This window comes from Ureibacillus yapensis, from assembly GCF_003515775.1.
GTDB lineage: Bacteria > Bacillota > Bacilli > Bacillales_A > Planococcaceae > Ureibacillus > Ureibacillus yapensis.
The window spans coordinates 1-23,780 of the sequence record NZ_QWEI01000005.1; the positions used below are offsets into that span (position 1 = coordinate 1).

The following is a 23,780-nucleotide window of genomic DNA, read 5'->3' on the forward strand; positions in this document are numbered from 1 at the left end:
TCAGTTTTCAAGGTTCATTTTACCGTCACCTCTTGGCGACTTACTTATAATAACAAGTTTATAACATTAAGTCAACACTTTTATTGAAAAAGATTAATTTAACTTAAAAATTCCTCTATTTACTATAAAACTGTGAATGTTGTTTTGATAGTATATCATATCTTCTTGTAGAAATAAATTTTCAAATAAATAAAATTTCAACAAAGACTATCTATTACTTTATCTTTTTTCAATAACTAAATGCAAGAAGGGGTTTGGCAAAAAACCAAACCCCTTCTTGCATTTAAACTGGATAAGTTTTTCTTAGTCCGGAATCACTTTTGAAATGTATAAGCTTCTTTGTTTGGAAAGATCGATAATTTCCCCAGTATTTAATAGTTTTACTAATGGACGTGTAGGAGAAAAACTATTAATATACATAATTTTTGCATGCTCTAGATTTGATAATTCTATCAACGTTCCGATTGGCAGAGTAGCAATTAACTGAACAAGAGCTTCCACAACTTTAATATCGAACTTGCCAAACTCTGTTCCTTTGAACATTTCAATTACTTTAAATGGCGATTCTTTAGAGCGATAAAAACGTTCACTGGTCATGGCATGGAAAGTATCCGCTACGGCAATGATTTGGGCGAATGTGGAAATCTTGCCTAACTTTATACCTTCCACATATCCGCTTCCATCCAAACGTTCATGATGCTGATAAATCGCAAGTTTCATTTCATCTTTCATAGCAGGCAAATTTGCTATCATTTTAAAACTGAATAAGGGATGCTTTCGGATTAAAAGAAATTCGTGTTCTGTTAAAGTACCTTGCTTTTCGCGAATCGATTGAGGAACTTTCGCCATCCCACAGTCTGCCAATACACCTGCAATGGCAATTTGCAGGACAAACCCGCGCTCATAACCAAGTTTATTTGCAATACTAGCACTGATTAGTCCTGTGGCAATGCAGTGGTGATACAAGTAATTTTTAGGAATTGAATAATTATTTAATTTAAAAAGGATGGCACGATCGTTTAATATTTCATCAACTAATGGCAGAATAATTTCCCTGATTTTTGTAATTTCGATTTTGGCTCCCGATTCCCAAGAGAAAAATACTTTCTCAAATTCTTCAACTGCATCGTTGTATCTTTTCTCAAATGTTGCAGCTGATGGCCGTATTTCTAATTCTTCCATCTCTTGCTCTATATCATCGTTCATAAAGTCTTGATGCTTTTCATTTCCATCTAATTCAATCGGAACTTTCAAAACATGGAATGCTTTAAGAACATTTAAATGATTGGGAGTAATTAACGTATTTTTATGTATAATCGGATATTTCGTATTCGCGAAGATATCTTCTGCCACTATTCTTCCAATTCGAAGGTCATTAAGATTTATATAAGCGGTTTCCAACCTAAAAACCTCTCTTCTTTAAATGTTAAATACACTTTTTTATAATCAATCATTTTTGACTTAATCGAATTATACAATACTTTTTCCATTTTTTACTCATAAAATAATAAAATTTTGGTAATTTCTTCTCTTCTCTTATGAATTTCTTCATTAAGCATAAACAAAAATAACCAGTAGGCTTATAAAAGCTACTGGTTACTAATGTTTGTTGCTTATTCATTTTCAGAATCTGGTGCTGGAGGTTCTTCCACTATTTCGATCGTATCCGATTCCTCGTTTACATTCCCATGTTCTGAGCTCTCTAACATTTCTTCTTCTTCAACTTTTTTGACGCGTGCCACTGTGGCTACAAGTTCTTCATCGGAAAGACGGATTAACCGGACACCTTGCGTACTTCTGCCAATCACCGAGATATCATTTACATCCATGCGAATCAAAATGCCATGGATTGTAATAAGCATGATGTCTTCAGTTCCATCCACTGTTTTCACTGCACACATTGGGCCATTTTTATCCGTAATATGAATGGTTTTTAAACCTATTCCTCCACGGCTTTGAAGACGGTATTCAGATTCAGGCGTTCGTTTTCCATACCCTTTTTCTGTAACAACCAAAATCTCATGCCCTGGTTCCACAATTTCCATGCCAACTACGTAATCGTCTTCACGTAATTTAATGCCTCGTACACCTGAAGCAGTACGTCCCATTGAACGAATTTCTTCTTCCTTGAAACGGATCAACATCCCATTATGCGTACCGATAATGATATCTTTTGTTCCGTCTGTTAAACGAACTGAAATCAAATCATCATCTTCATGTAGGTTAATCGCAATTAAACCGTTTGTACGAATATGGGCAAACTGTGAAAGCTGCGTACGTTTAGTAATCCCTGTTTTAGTGGTAAAGATTAAGTAAGCATCTTCTTTAAATTCGTCTACGCGAATCATTGCTGTTACTTTTTCTTCTTTTTCAAGGTTTAGCAGGTTTACGATTGGAAGGCCTTTTGCTGTGCGGCCAAATTCAGGAATTTCGTATCCTTTTGCACGGTATACTTTCCCTTTTGTTGTAAAGAATAAAATTGTATCATGCGTGGATGAGAATAATAAATGTTCTACGAAATCATCATCATTCGTACCCATACCTTGAACGCCCCGACCGCCGCGTTTTTGGCTGCGATAGGTGTTTGAGGCAAGTCTTTTTATGTAGCCATTGTGCGTTAAAGTAAGGACGGAATCCTCACGTGGAATTAAATCCTCATCTTCAATCATTTCGATTCCGCCAGAAGCAATTTCTGTGCGGCGTGTATCATTATAGCGTTCTTTAATTTCCGTTAATTCCGTCTGAATGATTTCGATGATTTTGCCTTCATCTGCTAGGATTGCTTTCAGTTTGGCGATTAACGCTTGAAGCTCTTGATATTCATTTTCAATTTTTTCACGTTCCAATCCGCTTAAACGGACAAGACGCATATCCAAAATTGCCTGCGCTTGACGGTCACTTAAAGTAAACCGTTCCATTAAAACCGGTTTTGCTTCATCACCGGAACGGGATGAACGAATAATTGAGATGATCTCGTCAATATGATCAAGAGCAATTCTTAAACCTTCTAAAATATGAGCCCGATCTTCTGCTTTTCTAAGCTCAAATTGAGTACGGCGTGTAATTACTTCTTTTTGGTGCTCCAAGTAGTAATGCAATACTTCCTTTAAGCTTAAAACTCTTGGTTGGCCATTAACCAAAGCAAGCATATTCACACCAAAATTAGATTGCATTGCCGTTTGTTTATATAAATTATTTAGAATGACATTTGCATTCGCATCTTTGCGAATTTCCATTACAATCCGCATACCTCGGCGGTCGGATTCATCTCGTAAATTGGTAATGCCATCTATTTTTTTGTCTCGTACCAATTCCGCAATTTTTTCGATTAATCGCGCTTTATTTACTTGATAAGGAAGCTCGTGAACAAGAATTGTTTCTTTTCCGTTCGCTTTCGTTTCAATCTCCGCATTGGCACGAACCGTAATTGAACCACGGCCTGTTTCATACGCACGACGGATTCCGCTGCGTCCTAAAATGATTCCGCCTGTTGGAAAGTCAGGGCCAGGGATGATTTCCATCAACTCTTCTGTGGTAATTGCCGGATTTTCCGATAATGCAATTACCGCATCGATTGTTTCACCTAGTTGATGCGGTGGAATATTTGTTGCCATTCCAACGGCAATACCGGATGTCCCATTTAACAACAAGTTTGGAATACGTGCAGGCAACACAACTGGTTCCTTTTCGTTTCCATCATAGTTATCTTGGTAATCGATTGTATCTTTATTGATATCCCGGAGCATTTCCATTGTAATTTTGGACATCCGGGATTCTGTATAACGCATGGCTGCAGCCCCATCGCCATCGATTGAACCGAAGTTTCCATGCCCATCGACTAACATGTAGCGATAACTGAAATCTTGCGCCATACGAACCATGGCATCATAAATGGACGAGTCACCATGCGGGTGATATTTCCCCATTACGTCCCCAACAATACGGGCGCTCTTTTTGTAAGGCTTATCAGATGTATTTCCCAATTCCTGCATCCCATATAAAATACGGCGATGTACAGGTTTTAGACCGTCACGAACATCCGGTAATGCACGTGAAACGATTACGCTCATCGCATAATTTAAAAACGATGTTTGGACTTCTTCACTAATTTTTATTCCTTTTACACCTTCGTGTTGACTTTCAGACACAAGGAAGACCTCCTTTCAAAACGGTCATATCAGATTCGCCTTGGTATATATTTATATGGCTGTTGTTGTTGTTGTTGTTGTTGTTGCTGTCGCTTCGCTTTCGCACAGAATAAACCATTTGTTGCTGTCGCTTCGCTTTCGCACACTAAAAAAAGTGCAGCATATAGTTAAATATCCAAGTTTTGTACATAAACAGCGTTTTCTTCGATAAAACGTCTACGAGGTTCAACCTCGTCACCCATTAACTCCTGGAATATCTGATCTGCTCGCATCGCATCATCCAGTTCCACTTTCAAAAGTGTACGGTGTTCTGGGTCCATTGTTGTATCCCATAATTGTTCAGCATTCATTTCACCTAAACCTTTATAACGTTGTACGACTGGTTTTGGCATGCTGGAAAGGCGGTTCAATATTTCTTGCAGTTCTTCGTCTGAATAGCAGTACTCCACATGTTTACCTTGTTTAACTTGATAAAGAGGTGGTTGAGCAGCATAAATATAGCCCGCTTCGATTAATGGGCGCATGAAACGGAAGAAAAATGTAAGCAGCAAAATACGGATATGTGCGCCATCTACGTCCGCATCTGTCATAATAACGATTTTATGATAACGCGCTTTTTCCAAGTCGAATTCGTCGCCAATTCCTGTACCAAAGGCAGTGATCATGGCACGAATTTCAGCATTGGATAATATACGGTTCAAGTTGGCTTTCTCAACGTTCAAAATCTTTCCGCGCAGTGGCAAAATGGCTTGGAAGTAACGATCGCGGCCTGATTTTGCCGATCCACCCGCAGAGTCACCCTCAACGATATAGATTTCTGATTCGGCAGGGTTTGTTGACGTACAATCTGCCAATTTACCAGGCAAGCTGGATATTTCCAAAGCAGATTTGCGTCGTGTGAATTCACGCGCTTTTTTTGCTGCAACTCGAGCACGTGCTGCCATCAAACCTTTATCCACAATTTTACGTGCAATAGCAGGGTTTTCTAGCATAAAACGTTCGAAGCCTTCAGAAAATAGGGAGTTCGTGATGGAACTTACTTCGGAGTTTCCTAATTTTGTTTTTGTTTGCCCTTCAAATTGCGGCTCAGGGTGTTTAATCGACACAATGGCTGTTAACCCTTCACGTACATCTTCCCCTGAAAGGTTGGCATCAGAATCTTTTAACAATCCGTTTTTACGCGCATAATCATTTATGACGCGAGTAAGGGCCGTTTTAAAACCTGATTCATGTGTACCACCTTCATAGGTATTGATATTATTGGCAAATGAATAAATATTTGATGAGAATCCTTCGTTGTACTGCATGGCAATCTCAACGCTGATCCCGTCTTTTTCATTCATAATATCAATCGGTTCATGAATTGGTTCTTTTGATTTATTTAAATGTTCAACGTATTCACGAATACCGCCTTCGAAATGGAAGCTATCCGAACGGATTTCTTCTTCTCTTTCGTCTTGAATCGTGATGCGGATTCCACGATTTAAATAAGCTAATTCCCGGATACGCGTCGCTAAAATATCATACTCATAGACCGTTGTTTCTTTGAAAATTTCCGGGTCTGCCTTAAAACGTGTAGTTGTTCCTGTTTCATCAGTATCTCCAACCACTTTTAATGGCTGCACCGTTTTGCCTCGTTCAAATACAATGGAGTGAATATGCCCATCACGTTTTACAAATACCTCTGTAGTGACAGACAAGGCATTTACTACGGATGCCCCTACACCATGCAATCCACCTGAAACCTTATAACCGCCGCCGCCAAATTTACCTCCGGCGTGCAAGACAGTCATAATAACTTCCACAGCCGGCATGCCCATTTTTTCTTGAGTATTAACCGGAATTCCTCGGCCATTATCTTCAACACGAATCCAATTATCTTTTTCGATTGCAACAGTAATATGATCGCAGAAACCAGCCAAGGCCTCATCAATACTATTATCCACGATTTCCCAAACTAAATGGTGAAGCCCTTTGGAGCTTGTGGAGCCGATATACATCCCTGGACGTTTACGAACAGCTTCTAGACCTTCTAAAACCTGAATCTGATCGGCATCATATGCTTGTTGTACTTGTTTCTCTTCTAAAGCCACCATATTCACCTACTCTTTCATTACCTCAGTATGTGTCAAATATAAAAAGCTTTAAACTTTCTATACATCTTTTTCAACTTATAAGGACATAATTTCTAATGCACCTAAAGCCTGCTTTTGGACTTGCTGCACTGAATTACTTTATTCGCTCTCTACTGCACCCTGTTTCACGTGAAACATCTTGGCATGTTGTATTGTTTCATGGTGAATCCCATCAACACTTGTTGTTGTGACAAACGTTTGCACTTCACCTTGAATGGTATTTAATAAATGTGATTGGCGATAATCATCCAGCTCTGACAATACATCATCCAAGAGAAGAATGGGTGCTTCTTTGGTTTCTTGTTTAATCAACTCTATTTCGGCAAGTTTTAAAGAAAGTGCTGTTGTGCGTTGCTGACCTTGCGAGCCATATGTTTGAACATCATAGTCGTTGACAAAGAACTGCAAATCGTCTCGGTGCGGACCGACTAATGTTACGCCCCTTTCAAGCTCCCTCTTTTTGACCTCTGCCAATTTTTGTTCAAGATATGTAGCCATTTCTTCTTGTGACCAATCGGGATTCAAACCGGAAGGCGCTCGATACTTGATGGTCAATTTCTCGAGACCGCGCGATATGCCGGAATGGATTTTTTCGGCCCACTCTTGTAAAAGGTCAATAAACTGCAATCTTTTGCGAATAATTTGGACAGCCGATTGAATATATTGCTCAGTATAAATAGCAAATAAAACATCATCAATGTGCTGTTTCCCTTGATTTATTTTCAGTAAATGATTGCGCTGTTTCAAAAGTTTCTGGAATGTTAAAAGTTCATGCAAATAAACAGGGGAAATCTGGCCAATTTCCATGTCAATAAAACGGCGTCTTATTTGCGGGCTCCCTTTTACAACATTCAGATCCTCCGGTGCAAACATTACGACGTTCATTTGTCCGATATAATTACTTAATTTTGTTTGTTCCAAATGGTTAATTTTTCCTTTTTTACCCTTTTTGCTAATCGAAAGCTCCATGGGTATGCTGCCATAACGGTTTTTTACAACACCATCTATTTTACCATAGTCTGCATCCCAACGTATCAATTCTTTATCATTGCTTGTTCGATGCGATTTGGCCATTGCCAAAACAAAAATGGATTCCATGACATTTGTTTTGCCCTGTGCATTTTCACCAATGAATACATTAATTTTAGGAGAGAATTGTAAATCCAATGTTTCGTAGTTGCGATAATTTGTTAATTTTAAATGCTCAATGAACATTTAATTTTCCTCATTCTTGTTCACGATGACAAATCTGCCGCAACCGGGAATATTTACAACATCGCCATGACGTAATTTGCGTCCACGGCGCGAATCGACTTCACCGTTCACGTAGACATCATTTTCTTGAAGAAACCATTTAGACATGCCACCTGAACTAATGGCGTCCGTTATTTTTAAAGCTTGAGCCAGTGTTATAAACTCCGTATCGATTACAATTTCATCCAAATCAATTCATCCTCCGTTACACGTACATCTATCCTTCTATCATACCGAAAAATTATAAAAAAATCCAAGGAAAGCAGAATCCAAGAAATGGGCCCGTTAATTAATGGCCATAAAGGGGGAAATTTAAAAGAGCGCCTCTAAAGAGAGACGCTCCGGAACGATCGATTAATACGTTCTGACCGGAAGGATTAATTGCAAAATAGCATCATCATGTACTGAACGAAGAATAAATGGACGCATTGCACCAGTGAATTGGATGACTACATCTTGCCCATCAATCGCTTTTAACGCTTCCATCATGTATTTTGCACTAAAGGAAATTTTCAGGTTTTCCCCTTCCAATGTTTCCACTTGAATTTGTTCCTCAACTTTCCCGATTTCAGGTGAATTGGAGGAAATTTCGACAATGTTGCCATCAAACGTTTCAAAACGGACCACGTTGTTGCGATCTTCACGTGCCAATAAAGAAGCACGGTCAATTGCCTGTAATAGTGCTTTCCCGTTGATCGTGATATTTGTTTTAAATTCTTCAGGGATTAAACGTGAAGTTTCTGGATAATTCCCTTCAAGCAAACGAGAGAAGAACAATACATTATCAGCTTTAAATAAAACTTGTTGGTTTGTAATCACGATTTCAACCGGATTTGTAGTATCCCCCAGGATTTTATTTAACTCATTCAAGCTTTTCCCCGGAATGACAACCGAAGCAATATCCGACGGCAATTGTTCAACTGTTGTTTTTCTTCTTGCCAGTCGGTGGCTGTCTGTCGCTACACATACTAATTCGTCATTATTGATTTGCCAATTGACACCTGTTAATACAGGACGGCTTTCAGAAGTTGAAACAGCAAATACTGTTTCGCGAATAATCGATTTTAATAAATCAGCTGGCATTGCAAATTGCTGATCTGTCGATACTTCGGGCAATAGTGGATATTCGGAAGCATCCGATCCGATCAGGTGGAATTCGGATTTTCCTGAGCGAATATGTGTTTGCAAACCATTTGAAACTTCAATTTCCACATCATTCGTCGGCAACTTGCGGACAATTTCGTTGAACATGCGCGCTTGCAGCACAATGGAACCTGTTTCGGAGATATTGATTAATTGGTCTCCATCTTCTTCAACTGGGATAAATGTTTGAATTGTAATATCTGCATCCGATCCAGTTAGCGTGATTCCCTCTTCTGTTACATCAATTTTGATTCCCGTTAAAATTGGAATCGTTGTTTTGGAACTTACCGCTTTCATGACATTGTTTAATCCGTCTAGTAAACGATCTCGCATAATATCAAATTTCATCGTTATACCTCACTTATAAATATTATTATTTTTTTAAAAGATATTAATAGATATAGTAATAGGGCCTGTGGATTTGTGTATAACTTATTGAAACATGCTTAAGACCAAGCTATCCACATGTTGATAAGTTGTGAATAAAAATGTTGGAAACTCATTTAGTTATCCACAAGATTATTTGCCCAAAACACTACGAATTTGTTTAATATCTTGCTGCAGGATTTGATCTTCCTTTAGCAGCTTTGCAATTTTTTCGTGTGCATGGATGACTGTCGTATGGTCGCGTCCTCCAAATTCTTCCCCGATTTTTGGAAGTGAGAAGTCGGTTAACTCGCGGGACAGATACATCGCAACTTGTCTAGGAAAGGCAATGGATTTCGTGCGTCTCTTCGCAGAGAAGTCTTCCAGCCTAATATTAAAATGCTCTCCAACAGCAGTCTGGATATCCAATATGGTAATCATGCGTGGTTTTGCATTTGGAATGATATCTTTTAAAGCTTGTTGAGCAAGCTCCGTCGAGATATCTTGGTTTACTAAAGAGGAAAATGCAACAACGCGAATTAAAGCACCCTCCAACTCACGGATATTGGTATCGATTTGATTGGCAATATAGTGCATGACTTCGTTCGGGATATCCAATCCATCCGCTTTTGCTTTTTTGCGCAAGATGGCAATACGCGTTTCCAGGTCTGGTGGTGTAATATCCGTAATCAATCCCCATTCAAAGCGGGATCGCAGCCGATCTTCCAATGTTGGAATCTCTTTTGGGGGCCGGTCACTTGAGATAACGATTTGTTTTGATTCTGTATGCAGCGTGTTGAATGTATGGAAAAACTCTTCTTGTGTAGATTCTTTTCCTGCTAAAAATTGAATATCGTCAATTAATAAAACATCGACATTGCGGTATTTATTGCGGAAATCTACAGCTTTGTTATCACGGATTGAATTAATGAATTCATTTGTAAATTTCTCTGATGATAAATAAACAACTTTCGCATTTGGATTATGTTCAAGGACATAATGTCCAATGGCATGCATTAAGTGTGTTTTCCCTAATCCTACTCCCCCATAGATAAAGAAAGGATTATACGCTTTTGCGGGTGCTTCAGCCACTGCAAGTGATGCAGCGTGGGCAAAGCGATTTCCTGCCCCGATGACGAATGTATCGAAGGTATATTTGGGATTTAGCATGCCTGGAGTGACTTCCGCATGCTCGTCATCATGTTTTGCCTGAATTACCGGAGCGGGTAAATCAAGGCTATCGTCCTGATCTTTTTGAACAACAAATTTAATCAGCAAGTCTTCACCTGTAAGTTCAGATAAAATGCCCGCGATTAGATGAACATAATGATTTTCAAGCCAATCACGAGCAAATGAGTTAGGCGCGGCAATCGTAACATTCGACCCTCTATAAGAGAGTAGTTTCGTTGATTTAAGCCACGTCTCAAAGCTTGGTTTTGAAATTTTTTGTTCTACTTGTGCCAGGACATTTTTCCATAATTCTTCTAAATGTTCCAAGCTTTAAACTCCTTTTCATGTATATTTTCCATTACAAAAAAATAAACTACATCTATATATGATTGATATCAAAAAATGAAGCAAATCTGTTTGAGACAAGCATTTCGAACAATTTATAAAAAGATGCTTTTATAAGCTTGATACAAAACTGTGAATGTAGTTAAAAACATATTCACAGCTTGTGGATAACAATTATCCATAAGCTGTGTTAAAGTTTGTCCACAAGTTATTAACATTCTGTGGATAATATATTTCCCAGACAACATTTCCACAAAGGAAAACACAATTATCGTAACAAAAAAAGATTGTCATTTCAATAGCTGATACACTTTATCCACACTACAGCATTTTATTCACCGTCAAGTTGTCCACAGGGATGGGATTTGTGCAAAACTTGTAAATAACTCCTGTGGATAAAAAATAGCTTAAAAAAATTATCCACAATGGCTGTTTGCAATGAACAGTAAACTTTGTGGATAAATTTTTAATTGAAACTTACATGGATCCAGAGAGTGGTTTTGGAGGGTATATACTTAAATAAAATAATTCATTGACAAGGAGTTTCCCTTTTTTATATAATGTTATGGTCTGTATGTAGGATAGTATTACTTTCATAAATGGAGGTGTCATATATAATGAAACGCACATATCAACCGAAAAAACGTAAACACAGTAAAGTACATGGTTTCCGTGCACGCATGAGTTCAAAAAACGGACGTAAAGTTTTAGCAGCTCGCCGTCGTAAAGGAAGAAAAGTATTATCAGCATAAGTCCACTGAACCTCTTCAGTGGCTTTTTTTTTCTGATAAAAGGTGATGCAAAGATAAAGGAGTAGCAGGTGAAGGAATGAAGAAACGCCAACGCATTAAGAAAAATGAAGATTTTCAGAAGGTGTTCAAAAAGGGGAAATCCTTCGCAAATCGCCAATTTGTTGTGTATTGCCTGCCAAAAGAGGATCAGGCAGAATTTCGCATTGGGCTTTCCGTCAGTAAAAAAATTGGGAAAGCCGTGACAAGAGTTCAAATAAAACGCTATATTCGCCAAGTTTTTCTGGAGTTGAAAGAAGATCTGAAGCAGGATATGGATTATGTTATTATCGCCCGAAACCAGGCGGCCACATTAAATTTTCATGAAACGAAAAAAAGCATTGAGCATGTGCTGAAAATTGCGAAAGTGCTTAAAAAGAAAAGTTAGTTTGAGTTGCCATTTAACTGATATAAAAATGACATAGATTGATGATTCTTCATCATAAGGATTGCTTTGAATGAAACAAGTAGTAGAGTGTAAGCGTCTACACGTGGTAAAATAGCAGAAAAAAGTGATAAGTACTGTAGGAGGATGAAGGTTGAAGAAAAGACATTGGATGATTCTGGCGATTGTTTCAGTAGCATTATTGCTATCTGGATGTACAGAATTTGATCAACCCATCTCATCTGAAAGCCAAGGTTTTTGGAATGAGTTTATCGTTTGGCCATTAGTATCAGCTATTAGTTATTTCGCTGATTTATTGGGAACGTATGCCTGGGGGATTATTGCGGTAACAATTATTATCCGCCTAGTTTTACTTCCGCTGACTATTAAACAAGTTAAAAGCTCGAAAAAAATGCAAGAAATCCAACCCAAAATGAAAGAGTTGCAGCAAAAATATGCGTCAAAAGATGCCGTAACTCAGCAAAAGTACCAACAAGAAGTGATGGCACTTATGCAAAATTCGGGTGTAAATCCCGCGGCTGGATGTTTGCCGGTATTTATTCAAATGCCTATTCTTATTGGTTTCTACCATGCAATCAGTCGGATGAATGCGACACCTGCCTTTGATTTAGGTACATTCCTTGTATTCCCATTAACAGAACCAAGCATTTTCCTGGCTATCTTGGCTGGTTTGATTCAATATGGTGTGTTAATGACCGGACCTGCAATGGACAACCCTCAAATGAAAGTCATGATGTACATTATGCCATTAATGATCATTGGTTTTGGTGTAGTATTGCCAGCAGCATTATCATTATATTGGGTGGTCGGAAATATAATTTCCGTTATACAAAACCTTGTTATTTATAAACCTTGGAATAGAAAAAAATCAGAACCTGCTATTACAGGAGGAGCGAAAAAGTGAAACAAATTACGCAATTAGGCGCGACAGTAGAAGAAGCGATCTCAATAGCGTTACAACAGCTTAATACTACTCGTGAGCAAGTAGAAGTTGAAGTTTTACAAGAAGCGAAAAAAGGATTTTTAGGTTTTGGAGCACGTCAAGCCAAAGTTCGTGTTGCGGTAAAAGAGGAAGAAGAAAAACTTTCGAATGAAATCGAAGACGAACAGCCGGATGTGTCAATCCCGGTACAAGAAGTGCCTGTTCTGCCAAAAGAGGAAGCAATAATAGAAACAACAATGCAAAATCCTGATGAGGAAGCAGGGACAGCAGTTGAAAAAGAAGATCCCATCGAATCTGCAAGGGACTACTTAAATAGTATTGCAAAGGAAATGGGCATTGATGATTTAACTATCGAGACAGAAAAACAGGGGAAAAACCTTTTATTTAAAATGCAAAGCGAAAAAGCAGCACTTTTAATCGGAAAGCGCGGAGCTACATTGAATTCCCTGCAACAGTTAACACAACTAATCGTAAACAAAAATGCAAAATCATTTTTGATGGTAAAGCTGGATGTCGAAGATTACCGCGAACGCCGCCAAGCAGCATTGGAACTACTCGCGGAACGAATGGCTGAAAAGGCGGTTTATACAGGAAGAAAAGTAGCGCTTGAACCAATGCCTTCTTATGAAAGAAAGATTATTCATAACGCATTATCCAATCGGGTAGATATTGAAACTTACTCGGAAGGCACAGAGCCTCATCGACATTTAGTCATTGAACCAGTTAGATAAAAAAACACATACAGACTTCCAAACGGCCTTGTTTTTCAAGGCCGTTTTCTTTTGGCCAAAAGATCCGTTTAAAGGGAATCATGTGGTTTTTTTATCGCAAGATTTTATCCACATGTGGAAAAACTGCTTTGCTTTCGCATCTGGCTAAAATATGTTATTCTAAATTGTTAGTAAATGCTGTCGTCGGAGTTATTCACATGTGGATAACTTTATTTAATTTTCACAAGATAAAAAAGATAGTATTGCTTGTTGCAAGAGGAGAGAAATCAATATACAAAGGATTGAACTTCAGTCGACACAAGCAAATTCGCCAAGGCGGATTCTATTAGGAGGATTAAAATGAATTATGATACGATTGCTGCCATTTCCACGCCAATGGGTGAAGGTGCCATTGCCATCGTCCGTTTAAGTGGAGATGAAGCAGTTCATATAGCAAATAAAATATTTAAATCGCCAAGTGGAAAACAGCTGATGGATGAAAAGTCACATACCATCCATTATGGGCATTTAATCGAGCCGCGCACAGAGGAAGTAGTCGAAGAGGTTATGTTATCGCTAATGCGTGCTCCGAAGACTTTCACTCGCGAAGATGTAGTTGAAATCAACTGCCATGGAGGCATTGTTTCAGTTAATCGCGTCTTGCAGCTTGTCTTGCAGAATGGCGCACGGTTGGCCGAGCCAGGGGAATTTACAAAACGTGCTTTCTTGAATGGCCGTATTGATTTATCGCAGGCTGAGGCAGTAATGGATTTAATCCGCGCCAAAACCGATCGCGCAATGAATGTTGCACTGGGCCAGATGGATGGAAAACTTTCACGTTTGATCGGCCAATTGCGCCAAGCATTAATCGAGACATTGGCGCATGTAGAGGTTAATATAGATTATCCTGAGTATGATGATGTAGAAGAAATGACCATTCCGGTACTTTTGGAAAAGTGTACTTGGGTTCGAGATGAAATCACCAAGCTTCTGCAAACATCATCGCAAGGGAAAATATTGCGTGAAGGATTATCCACGGTCATCTTAGGAAGACCGAATGTCGGAAAATCGTCACTATTAAATAGTCTGGTTCATGAGAATAAGGCAATTGTTACTGATGTTGCAGGTACTACTCGTGATATTATAGAAGAGTATGTGAATGTGCGTGGGGTGCCTTTACGTCTGGTCGATACAGCCGGTATTCGCGAGACAGAAGATATCGTTGAACGCATAGGTGTAGAAAGATCACGCCAAGTATTAAAAGAAGCTGATTTGATTCTATTGGTGTTAAACTCGGCGGAAACTCTTTCGGAAGAAGATGAACGTCTATTTGAAACGATTCAAAATATGGACTTCATCGTTGTTGTGAACAAAACAGATCTGCCACAGAAAATTGATTTGGAAAAAGTAAAAGAATTAGCGAATGGCCGACCTGTCGTCACAACGTCGATTTTGCAGGAAGAGGGAATTATCGAGTTGGAAGAAGCCATCGCCAAGACGTTCTTTGAAGGGCAAGTAGAAGCAAATGATTTAACTTATGTTTCAAATGCTCGCCATATTGCACTATTGCACCAAGCAAAATCAACAATGGAAGATGCTATTGATGCAGCGCATGCCGGTGTTCCAGTGGATATGATTCAAATAGATGTAACAAAAACGTGGGAACTGTTAGGTGAAATTGTCGGTGATACAGTACAGGAAAGCTTGATCAACCAGCTTTTCTCTCAATTCTGTTTAGGAAAATAAATGATTATCATTCATTATTAAAGGAAGGAAGAAACGGCATGACAACATATGAAGCAGGCCAATATGATGTGATTGTCATCGGTGCAGGCCATGCGGGTGTAGAATCTGCATATGCCGCAGCCAAAATGGGTGCAAAAACACTCATGGTGACAATCAATCTCGATATGATCGCCTTTATGCCATGTAATCCATCAGTGGGTGGACCGGCAAAAGGAATCGTTGTCCGTGAAATTGACGCACTTGGCGGTGTGATGGGGAAAGTCATCGATAAAACACATATCCAAATGCGCATGTTAAATACAGGGAAAGGACCAGCAGTACGTGCATTACGAGCACAAGCAGATAAAGTCCTTTACCAACGTGAAATGAAACGCTTATTAGAGGAAGAAGAAAATTTAACGATACACCAAGCGATCGTAGATGAATTAATCGTGGAAGATGATGAAGTACGCGGTGTCATTACACAGACAGGCGGAATTTACCGTGCGAAATCTGTTATTGTGACAACAGGTACGTACTTGCGCGGTGAAATTATTATCGGAGACTTAAAATACTCAAGTGGACCGAATAATCAACAGCCATCCATTAAATTGGCAGACAATTTGCGTGAACTTGGTTTTGACATGGTTCGCTTTAAAACAGGTACACCACCACGTGTAGACAGCAAAACGATTGATTATAGCAAAACCGAAATCCAGCCAGGTGATGATGTGCCTCGTGCCTTCAGTTTTGAAACAACTGAATTCATCATGGATCAAATTCCATGCTGGTTGACGTATACAAGTCCGGAAACACACCAAATTATTAATGATAATTTGGATAAAGCACCGATGTATACAGGGTTGATTACTTCAGAAGGGCCGCGTTATTGCCCATCAATCGAAACGAAAATCGTACGCTTCAATGACAAACCGCGCCACCAACTTTTCCTTGAGCCGGAAGGGCGCGATACGCAAGAAGTGTATGTGCAAGGTCTTTCAACAAGCATGCCGGAACATATTCAGCGCCAAATGCTGAAAACCATTCCTGGCTTGGAAAAAGCCGAAATGATGCGTGCCGGCTATGCAATTGAATATGATTCAATCGTACCAACGCAACTATGGCCAACATTGGAAACAAAACGGATTAAAGGTCTCTATACGGCAGGTCAAATTAACGGAACAAGCGGCTATGAAGAAGCCGCGGGGCAAGGCTTAATGGCAGGGATCAATGCCGCCGCTAAAGTATTGGGTAAAGAAGAAGTGATTTTAAAACGTTCCGATGCTTATATCGGTGTATTAATCGATGATTTGGTAACAAAAGGAACTAACGAGCCATATCGTTTATTAACTTCCCGGGCAGAATACCGATTATTGCTTCGACATGATAACGCTGATTTACGTTTAACGGAAATGGGCTTTAACTTAGGGTTGATTTCAAAAGAACGTTATGAAAAATTCATTGTGAAAAAAGAGCAAATCGAAGCAGAGATTGCACGCCTTCGTGAAGTAATTATTAAACCGAATGAAACAACGCAGGAAGTGATTCGTTCCGTTGGTGGGGCGGAGTTGAAAGACGGCATTCGGGCTGCAGATCTGGTAAAGCGAACGGAAATGAACTACGAGTTGGTTTCTTCATTGACGCCGCCGGATATGGAATTTAGCGAAGAAGTAAAAGAACAAATTGAAGTTCAATTAAAATATGAAGGCTATATTCAAAAAGCTTTACAGCAAGTAGAAAAGCTCCATAAAATGGAGAGCAAGAAAATTCCTGAAGATATTGATTATGATGCTATTTCGAGTCTGGCAACAGAAGCACGGGAAAAACTAAAAGAAGTACGTCCATTATCGATTGCACAAGCCTCTCGTATTTCAGGGGTAAATCCTGCCGATATATCCATTTTGGCTGTATATATTGAACAAGGAAAAATTGCACGAGTAAGCAACGAATAACGAATCATCAATTAAACGGGCGTTCGAGTACAAAGATTCTCGGACGCTTGTTCTATTATAAACGAATCGAAACATAAAGGAGATTCCCATGAACGAACAACAATTTATAGAAGCATTAAAAGAGAAGGGGATTGCTTTAACTGACACACAAATAAAGCAGTTCAAAAAATACTTCGAGCTTTTGGTTGAGTGGAATGAAAAAATGAACTTAACAGCCATAACAGATATGGAAAGCGTCTATTTGAAACATTTCTACGATAGCATTAGTGCAAGCTTTTACTTTGACTTCACAAAAGTTGAATCCGTTTGCGATGTAGGGGCAGGAGCCGGGTTCCCGAGTCTGCCAATAAAAATATGCTTCCCTCATTTGCATGTAACGATTGTTGATTCATTAAATAAACGAATTACTTTCCTAAACCATTTAAGCAGTGAATTGCAATTGGACAATGTGAATTTTGTTCACGCTCGTGCCGAAGAATTTGGCCAGAATCCGGTGTATCGGGAAAAATTTGATGTTGTAACCGCCCGCGCGGTAGCGAGACTATCTGTCCTTTCGGAACTTTGTATTCCTTTGGTAAAACAAGGAGGCCATTTTGTAGCTTTGAAAGCGGCAGCCGGTCCGGAAGAGTTGGTAGATGCAAAAAAGGCAATTGCAACTTTTGGCGCTTCATTGAAGGAAGAATTCTCTTATCTTTTACCCGTTGAAGAAAGTGACCGTACATTATATGTATTTGAGAAAGTAAAACCAACGCCAAAAAAATACCCACGCAAACCTGGTGTGCCAAACAAATCTCCTATAATATAAATAAGTGATGAGTAGTGTTCTTCAAAGGGCACTACCTCTTTCTATGTTTAATCCTAATGGTCTATTGTAAACGTTCCACATGAAACATCGAAAATAAATGTGAAAAAATGTATTTGTCACAATTTTTTAGATATAAATTTGTCTCTTTGAGCATACATATTCTATATTTATGTTATTTAATAGATTTTAAATCTATCGAACTCTGTACAATTATAGATTATAATAAGTAATAATATATAAAGTATCTGAGCAAGATAGTTTCCAAAGGTGGTGCCTATTGAATGAAAAGTCCTTTTTCACGTTTTTTCGGAGGCGGAGATAAAGCAAGTTCTGAAGGAAAAGGTGAAGTAGAACAAGTCGCACAAGTTGAAAAAACAAAAGCTGCAGAAGAAGTAGTAAAAATTCCAATCGATAAAATTATTCCAAATCGGTTCCAACCTCGTACAGTTTTTGATGAAGAAAAAATAGAAGAATTATCAAGAACCATTCATACGCACGGTGTAATTCAACCGATTGTGATACGTCGTTTTGATGAGGATCGCTTTGAAATCATTGCCGGGGAACGTCGCTACAGAGCAATGAAGAAACTTGACTGGACAGAAGTTCCGGCCATCGTTCGTGATTTAACGGATAAGGAAACAGCTTCGATTGCCTTGATTGAAAATCTTCAAAGAGAAGAATTAACAGCCATTGAAGAAGCATTAGCTTATCAGCAATTATTAGAACTTCATTCATTAACACAAGAAGCACTTGCTCAGCGTTTAGGTAAAGGTCAATCAACTGTTGCAAATAAGTTACGTTTGTTAAAGCTTCCACAGTTTGTACAGGAAGCAATCTTGAGAAGAGAGATTACGGAACGCCATGCGCGGGCAATGATTTCGGTTAAAGATGAAGAAGTACAAGCCCAATTAATCTCTCTAATAAAAGAATACGACTGGAATGTTCGTCAACTCGAAGAGCATATCCAGCAGCTCAATGCCCCAAAAGAAGAGGAAGCCAAAAAGGAAAAGCCAAAGCGCAAAGCGATCAGTAAAGATATTCGTATTGCATTAAATACGATTAAGCAGTCTCTTTCGATGGTTACAAAGAGCGGGATTAATGTGAAAACCGAGGAAGAAGACAATGAGGATTATTATCAAATTACGGTGCGCATTCCAAAGAAAAAATAGACTGTTAAAATCCCGGGGCCAATTACGAAAACACTCTCTTCCGGCTGCATAAGATTATGAGGGCTTATCGTAGGATTTTGGCGATAAGCCTAGTTTTCTAATGCTAATTATCTATAAACTTCACACCATATCGTTAAAAATTTTGATAAAATAGACTAAATATTGAAACTTGCAAGTGATAAAACCGACAGATGAAAGCAGGTGCAAAAGGCTTGGGAAGAATTATTGCCGTTACAAACCAAAAAGGTGGAGTAGGAAAAACGACTTCATCTGTAAATTTGAGCGCTTGTCTTGCTTATTTAGGGAAAAAAGTTCTTTTAATAGACACTGATCCACAAGGTAATGCTACAAGTGGTGTTGGTATAAATAAAGGTGAAATTCAAAGTTGTATCTATGATGTTTTAATCGATGATGAAGAAGTATCAAATGTGATCCGCCAGTCCAAAGTTGAAAATTTGGATGTCGTACCCGCAACCATCTCACTCGCGGGAGCAGAAATTGAACTGGTTTCCACCATTTCCCGGGAAGTACGATTAAAACATGCGCTTCAGGAAGTAAAAAATCAATATGATTATATTATTATAGACTGTCCTCCTTCTTTAGGCTTGCTAACAATCAACGCACTAACTGCTTCGGATGCCGTGATTATACCGGTACAATGCGAATATTATGCCCTTGAAGGGTTAAGTCAGTTGCTATCAACGGTTCGGCTGGTTCAAAAACACCTGAATCAAAAATTATATATAGATGGTGTCCTTTTAACGATGCTGGATGCACGCACAAATCTTGGTATACAGGTCATTGAAGAAGTGAAAAAGTACTTTCAAGATAAAGTTTACAAAACCATTATCCCCCGCAATGTCCGTTTAAGCGAAGCGCCAAGCCATGGTGAACCAATCATTATTTATGATCCAAAGTCCAGAGGTGCTGAAGTCTATTTAGAGTTAGCAAGGGAAGTGATTAAAAATGGCTAGAGGGCTAGGTAAAGGAATTGGAGCGTTGTTTCCAACAGAAACGTTAGAAAATTTACAGCCTAATGAAGATCAAATCGAGAAAATAGATTTACAAAAACTGATCGTCAATCCTTTTCAACCACGAAAAAAATTTGAGGATGAAGCCATCGAGGAATTGGCTCAATCCATAAAGGAACATGGAATTATCCAACCAATCGTTGTAAGAAAAAAAGGAAAAAAATATGAAATTGTTGTTGGAGAAAGACGTTTCCGTGCTGCAAAACTAGCGAATCTAACTGAAATCCCTGCAATTATAAGAGATTTGACAGAAAATCAAATGATGGAGCTAGCCATTTTAGAAAACCTCCAGCGGGAAGATTTAACACCTATTGAAGAAGCTGAAGCCTATCAGAGTTTAATCGAAAAACTGAATTTTACTCAAGAAGAGCTTGCAAAACGTTTGGGAAAAAGCCGCCCTTATATAACAAACCACCTTCGCTTATTGCAATTGCCCGATTCTGTCATACAATTGATTAACAACGGCGAACTTTCAATGGGACATGGACGTACACTTTTGGGGCTGAAAAATAAAAGAAGAATTCCGGAAGTTGCAGACAAAGTATTGAAGCAATCTTTAAATGTCCGTCAATTGGAAGCTCTTATTAAACAATTGAATGAAGAAGTTTCACGTGAAACTGAAAAAGCCGTAAAAAAGGATATTTTTGTACAAGCTACAGAAACTCAGTTAAGAGAACGCTTTGGAACGAATGTACAAATAAAAAAATCCAAAAATAAAGGTAAGATTGAAATTGAGTTTTATTCCGAGGATGATTTAGAGCGTATCCTGGAAATACTACAACTAGAACAAGAATAGAAAGTGGTGGCGCCAATAATAGGCGCTTTTTTTTTCTAGACAGCACAAAGATTTGTCTAGCTGCGAACGCCAGCTCCTCGACAACTTCGAAACCCTACACTTAATATTGCTGGTGCAGACAAGAGATACAATCGACATTTTTCCCGGCCGGTTGTTAGGGTTTGTGCAAAGCGGTCATGTAGACTATGCTTTCGTCGACGGGGAGCTAAATGGCGTTCTCCACTTCTCTAGTATCGGATTGGAGAAAGTATATGATTTTGTTAGGGTCAATTATAAATGCCCTTTTAATTATTTTAGGAGCATCACTTGGTCGTTTGCTGAAAGGCATTCCCGAAAAAATGAAATCAACGGTATTGTCGATTATAGGGCTCGCTGTTGCCGTGCTGGGCATTGGAATGGGAATGGAAACGACAAATTTTGTTTTTGTTATTATTAGTCTTGTAGTGGGGGCAGTGATTGGAGAATGGCTTGATTTAGATCACCAATTATTTCGGGTTGGAAAGTGGATTGAATCCAAAATAGGGAATCAATCGTCTGAAAACAGTATAGCTGAAGGATTTATAAATGCCACATTATTCTTTGTTATTGGTTCTATGGCTATTTTGGGGGCATTGGATAGCGGGATTCGAAATGATCATTCTATTTTGATTACAAAGGGGATTATTGATGGATTTACCTCGATTGTTTTATCATCGACACTAGGGGTGGGTGTGATGTTGTCTGCAATCCCCGTTTTCCTCTATCAAGGGGCGATTACCCTTTTTGCGGGTGTGATTAGTAAATATATCCCCGATGCTGCATTAGAATTATTTATTCAAGAAATGACAGCAACCGGCGGTGTGATGATCATGGCCATTGGGCTGAATATCGCTGGATTAACGAAAATTCGGGTAGCGAATCTGTTGCCCGGCATCGTTATAGTTGGCGTCATCGTGGCTTTCGTTTTTCTTTTTCAATAAATGGCGTTGCCAAGCAAGCAACAGGGCACGAGCAATCTTATGGCCCATTGAATAGGTCACATTTAAACGAGTATTTTGCAGGACAAGCATCTCCATAAATCCTCCAACATTGACAATTCCTTTAATGGAAATGTCACCGATTGGGGGTAATTCTTTTTTTACAGCCTTTCCTGGAAATAAAGGGCCGTCTTGCAGAACAATATGTCCGATGTTTCGTTCACTTCCTAGACACGCATCAATGGCTACAATATAAGGAGCTGGGGATTTTTGATTTATTTCTTCGATTGTTGATGCTAAATTTATAGCATGCAATGGTTTTTCAAGTGTCCCAATGATCTGGAAAGGGAACGAGTGATAACTCGATAAAAAACTGCCTGTTAAAGGACCGAGCGAATCCCCTGTAGAACGATCGGTTCCAATGCAGCAAAAGATCAACTCTTCATGGTCAAAGGGTATATGGTTTAAGAATAAGTCGCTTAACTGCCACAAGGCACCGGTTTGTTCGTGGTGAACAAATGCATTTAAAGGAACCTTAATAATATTTTTCATAGGCAACCTCACTTTCTTTAAAGTTGATGAATTATGGTAAAAAATGAATGATATTGTAATCAAGTATATTCAAATTTTTGGTTAGTTATACAAGGAGTGGAAAAATGGCTGTAGAAGTTTTAGAAACTCAAACAGAAGAGATTACCAAACTATCGGAAAAAGTATGGAACTATTTTACGGGGCAGGAATTTTGGAGTTTTATCATCACTGCTTCCATCAAAATTACGGCAATTCTTCTGATATCTTATATTGTCACGTTTATCGGGAAAAAAATCATTACCCGTATTCTTACGTTGAAAGTTAAAACACCGATCAATCAAAATGAACGCAGGCAGCAGACCATCATCAAGCTATTGCATAGTACTTTATCTTATTTGGTTTATTTCTCTGCCATGATTGCCATTTTGTCTGCAGTCGAAATTAATATTGGCGGATTGCTGGCAGGAGCAGGGATTGCCGGGTTGGCGATCGGTTTTGGGGCACAAAGTTTAGTAAAAGATATCATTACCGGGTTTTTCATTATCCTGGAGGACCAATTCGGTGTAGGGGATTATATTCGGTTGGATCAGGCTGAAGGTACAGTGACAGAAATCGGGCTGCGAACGACCAAGCTGGTTGGAGGAACTGGAGAGCAATTTATCATTCCAAATGGACAAATTTTGGATGTGGTCAATTTCTCCGTTAACAATTCCAAAGCAATCATTGATATGCAAGTTGCGATTGATGCGGATCTGGAAAAAGTGGAAAACTTGGTAAAAGCATATTTAAAGACATTGCCTTCGAAATTTGAAGAATTGGTCGATGTCCCAACATTCTTGGGTGTACAAAATGTAGTGGGAACAGAAGTAACAATCCGAATTATTGCCGAAACGCAGCCGTTGCAGCATTGGGGAGTGGCGCGGACGATTCGGCGCGATGTGAAAGAAATCTTAGAGAGAAATGGAATTCCAATGGCATATCCTAAGATGATGCTTTATGATCGAGGTAGCAAAGAATCAGGGGGAGAAGAGGCATAATGGAACCAAAAGTATTTGAATTAAATGATGTGGTAGAAATGAAAAAGCAGCATCCATGTGGAACCAATGCATGGAAAATTATCCGCATGGGTGCAGATATCCGCATCAAATGCCAAGGTTGCGGGCATAGCGTCATGATTCCTCGCCGTGAATTCGGCAAAAAAATGAAAAAGGTTATCCAGAAGGCAAACGAGCAGTCTTGATTCTACTCTTCGGTAGTAGTTATACCGATAAATTCAGAACATAAATAGACTTTTTCATCACTTATCCATATAATTAACAATGGCTTTATAAAAACGATTTTTTGGAAGACTTAAACTTTTGGAAAATACAATCAACATATACGAACCAAATCAAAATGGCAGAGAAA

Annotated in this window: 21 protein-coding genes; 13 read left to right on the forward strand and 8 right to left on the reverse strand. The window is 38.9% G+C overall.

Translation table 11 applies throughout. The features are described 5' to 3' along the window. Positions 1-303 precede the first annotated feature (303 nt). The 7 genes from D1B33_RS10665 to dnaA all read right to left on the reverse strand — a co-directional run bounded on the left by D1B33_RS10665 (position 304) and on the right by dnaA (position 10,543). A complete protein-coding gene (locus tag D1B33_RS10665; protein ID WP_118876388.1) occupies positions 304-1,401 on the reverse strand; it encodes an HD-GYP domain-containing protein in 1,098 nt (365 codons plus the stop codon). Between the two features lie 212 nt (positions 1,402-1,613). Continuing rightward, the gene (gyrA, locus tag D1B33_RS10670; protein ID WP_118876389.1) at positions 1,614-4,148 is read right to left on the reverse strand and encodes a DNA gyrase subunit A; all 2,535 of its coding nucleotides are present in this window, start codon (positions 4,146-4,148) and stop codon (positions 1,614-1,616) included. Positions 4,149-4,315: 167 nt separating this feature from the next. Beyond that, positions 4,316-6,244 carry a DNA topoisomerase (ATP-hydrolyzing) subunit B gene (gene gyrB, locus D1B33_RS10675; protein WP_199677396.1) on the reverse strand — a complete coding sequence of 643 codons (1,929 nt, stop codon included), beginning with the start codon at positions 6,242-6,244 and terminating at the stop codon, positions 4,316-4,318. Between the two features lie 138 nt (positions 6,245-6,382). Beyond that, positions 6,383-7,498 (reverse strand): DNA replication/repair protein RecF, encoded by a 1,116-nt coding sequence (gene recF / locus D1B33_RS10680; protein WP_118876390.1) that lies wholly within the window; start codon positions 7,496-7,498, stop codon positions 6,383-6,385. Further along, positions 7,499-7,726, reverse strand: coding sequence for a S4 domain-containing protein YaaA (yaaA, locus tag D1B33_RS10685; RefSeq protein WP_118876391.1), 228 nt, complete (start codon positions 7,724-7,726; stop codon positions 7,499-7,501). 165 nt (positions 7,727-7,891) lie between these two features. Continuing rightward, positions 7,892-9,028: a DNA polymerase III subunit beta gene (gene dnaN / locus D1B33_RS10690; RefSeq protein ID WP_118876392.1), complete on the reverse strand. Its 1,137-nt coding sequence runs from the start codon at positions 9,026-9,028 to the stop codon at positions 7,892-7,894. A 171-nt stretch (positions 9,029-9,199) separates the two neighbouring features. Further along, on the reverse strand, positions 9,200-10,543 hold the full coding sequence (gene dnaA, locus D1B33_RS10695) for a chromosomal replication initiator protein DnaA (protein WP_118876393.1): 1,344 nt from the start codon (positions 10,541-10,543) through the stop codon (positions 9,200-9,202). Between the two features lie 635 nt (positions 10,544-11,178). On the opposite strand from dnaA, the gene rpmH reads away from it, so the two are divergent. From rpmH to D1B33_RS10750, 11 genes are all read left to right on the forward strand, one after another. Continuing rightward, positions 11,179-11,313, forward strand: coding sequence for a 50S ribosomal protein L34 (gene rpmH / locus D1B33_RS10700; RefSeq protein ID WP_118876394.1), 135 nt, complete (start codon positions 11,179-11,181; stop codon positions 11,311-11,313). Positions 11,314-11,389: 76 nt separating this feature from the next. Then, positions 11,390-11,737, forward strand: a complete 348-nt coding sequence (gene rnpA, locus D1B33_RS10705; protein WP_118876395.1) for a ribonuclease P protein component — start codon at positions 11,390-11,392, stop codon at positions 11,735-11,737. Positions 11,738-11,888: 151 nt separating this feature from the next. Next, a complete protein-coding gene (gene yidC / locus D1B33_RS10710; protein WP_118876396.1) occupies positions 11,889-12,659 on the forward strand; it encodes a membrane protein insertase YidC in 771 nt (256 codons plus the stop codon). After that, a complete protein-coding gene (gene jag / locus D1B33_RS10715) occupies positions 12,656-13,429 on the forward strand; it encodes an RNA-binding cell elongation regulator Jag/EloR (protein WP_118876397.1) in 774 nt (257 codons plus the stop codon). The genes yidC and jag overlap by 4 nt, the downstream gene beginning before the upstream one ends. A gap of 339 nt (positions 13,430-13,768) precedes the next feature. Next, on the forward strand, positions 13,769-15,154 hold the full coding sequence (gene mnmE / locus D1B33_RS10720) for a tRNA uridine-5-carboxymethylaminomethyl(34) synthesis GTPase MnmE (RefSeq protein WP_118876398.1): 1,386 nt from the start codon (positions 13,769-13,771) through the stop codon (positions 15,152-15,154). A 38-nt stretch (positions 15,155-15,192) separates the two neighbouring features. After that, positions 15,193-17,085: a tRNA uridine-5-carboxymethylaminomethyl(34) synthesis enzyme MnmG gene (gene mnmG / locus D1B33_RS10725; RefSeq protein ID WP_118876399.1), complete on the forward strand. Its 1,893-nt coding sequence runs from the start codon at positions 15,193-15,195 to the stop codon at positions 17,083-17,085. 88 nt (positions 17,086-17,173) lie between these two features. Continuing rightward, complete coding sequence (gene rsmG, locus D1B33_RS10730; protein WP_118876400.1) at positions 17,174-17,890, forward strand: 16S rRNA (guanine(527)-N(7))-methyltransferase RsmG; 717 nt, start codon at positions 17,174-17,176, stop codon at positions 17,888-17,890. Between the two features lie 281 nt (positions 17,891-18,171). Continuing rightward, on the forward strand, positions 18,172-19,059 hold the full coding sequence (gene noc / locus D1B33_RS10735; RefSeq protein WP_118876401.1) for a nucleoid occlusion protein: 888 nt from the start codon (positions 18,172-18,174) through the stop codon (positions 19,057-19,059). A gap of 212 nt (positions 19,060-19,271) precedes the next feature. Next, positions 19,272-20,033: a ParA family protein gene (locus D1B33_RS10740; RefSeq protein ID WP_118876581.1), complete on the forward strand. Its 762-nt coding sequence runs from the start codon at positions 19,272-19,274 to the stop codon at positions 20,031-20,033. After that, positions 20,026-20,886: a ParB/RepB/Spo0J family partition protein gene (locus tag D1B33_RS10745; RefSeq protein ID WP_118876402.1), complete on the forward strand. Its 861-nt coding sequence runs from the start codon at positions 20,026-20,028 to the stop codon at positions 20,884-20,886. Before D1B33_RS10740 ends, D1B33_RS10745 begins: the two co-directional genes overlap by 8 nt. Before the next feature lie 251 nt (positions 20,887-21,137). Further along, the gene (locus tag D1B33_RS10750; RefSeq protein ID WP_118876403.1) at positions 21,138-21,845 is read left to right on the forward strand and encodes a DUF554 domain-containing protein; all 708 of its coding nucleotides are present in this window, start codon (positions 21,138-21,140) and stop codon (positions 21,843-21,845) included. On the opposite strand, the gene yyaC is transcribed toward D1B33_RS10750, so the two are convergent. Beyond that, a complete protein-coding gene (yyaC, locus tag D1B33_RS10755; protein WP_118876404.1) occupies positions 21,762-22,394 on the reverse strand; it encodes a spore protease YyaC in 633 nt (210 codons plus the stop codon). The genes D1B33_RS10750 and yyaC overlap by 84 nt on opposite strands. A 104-nt stretch (positions 22,395-22,498) precedes the next feature. On the opposite strand from yyaC, the gene D1B33_RS10760 reads away from it, so the two are divergent. Continuing rightward, entirely contained in the window at positions 22,499-23,410 is a 912-nt protein-coding gene (locus tag D1B33_RS10760) for a mechanosensitive ion channel family protein (protein WP_118876405.1), read from the forward strand. After that, the gene (locus D1B33_RS10765) at positions 23,410-23,613 is read left to right on the forward strand and encodes a DUF951 domain-containing protein (RefSeq protein ID WP_118876406.1); all 204 of its coding nucleotides are present in this window, start codon (positions 23,410-23,412) and stop codon (positions 23,611-23,613) included. Before D1B33_RS10760 ends, D1B33_RS10765 begins: the two co-directional genes overlap by 1 nt. Positions 23,614-23,780: the final 167 nt, after the last annotated feature.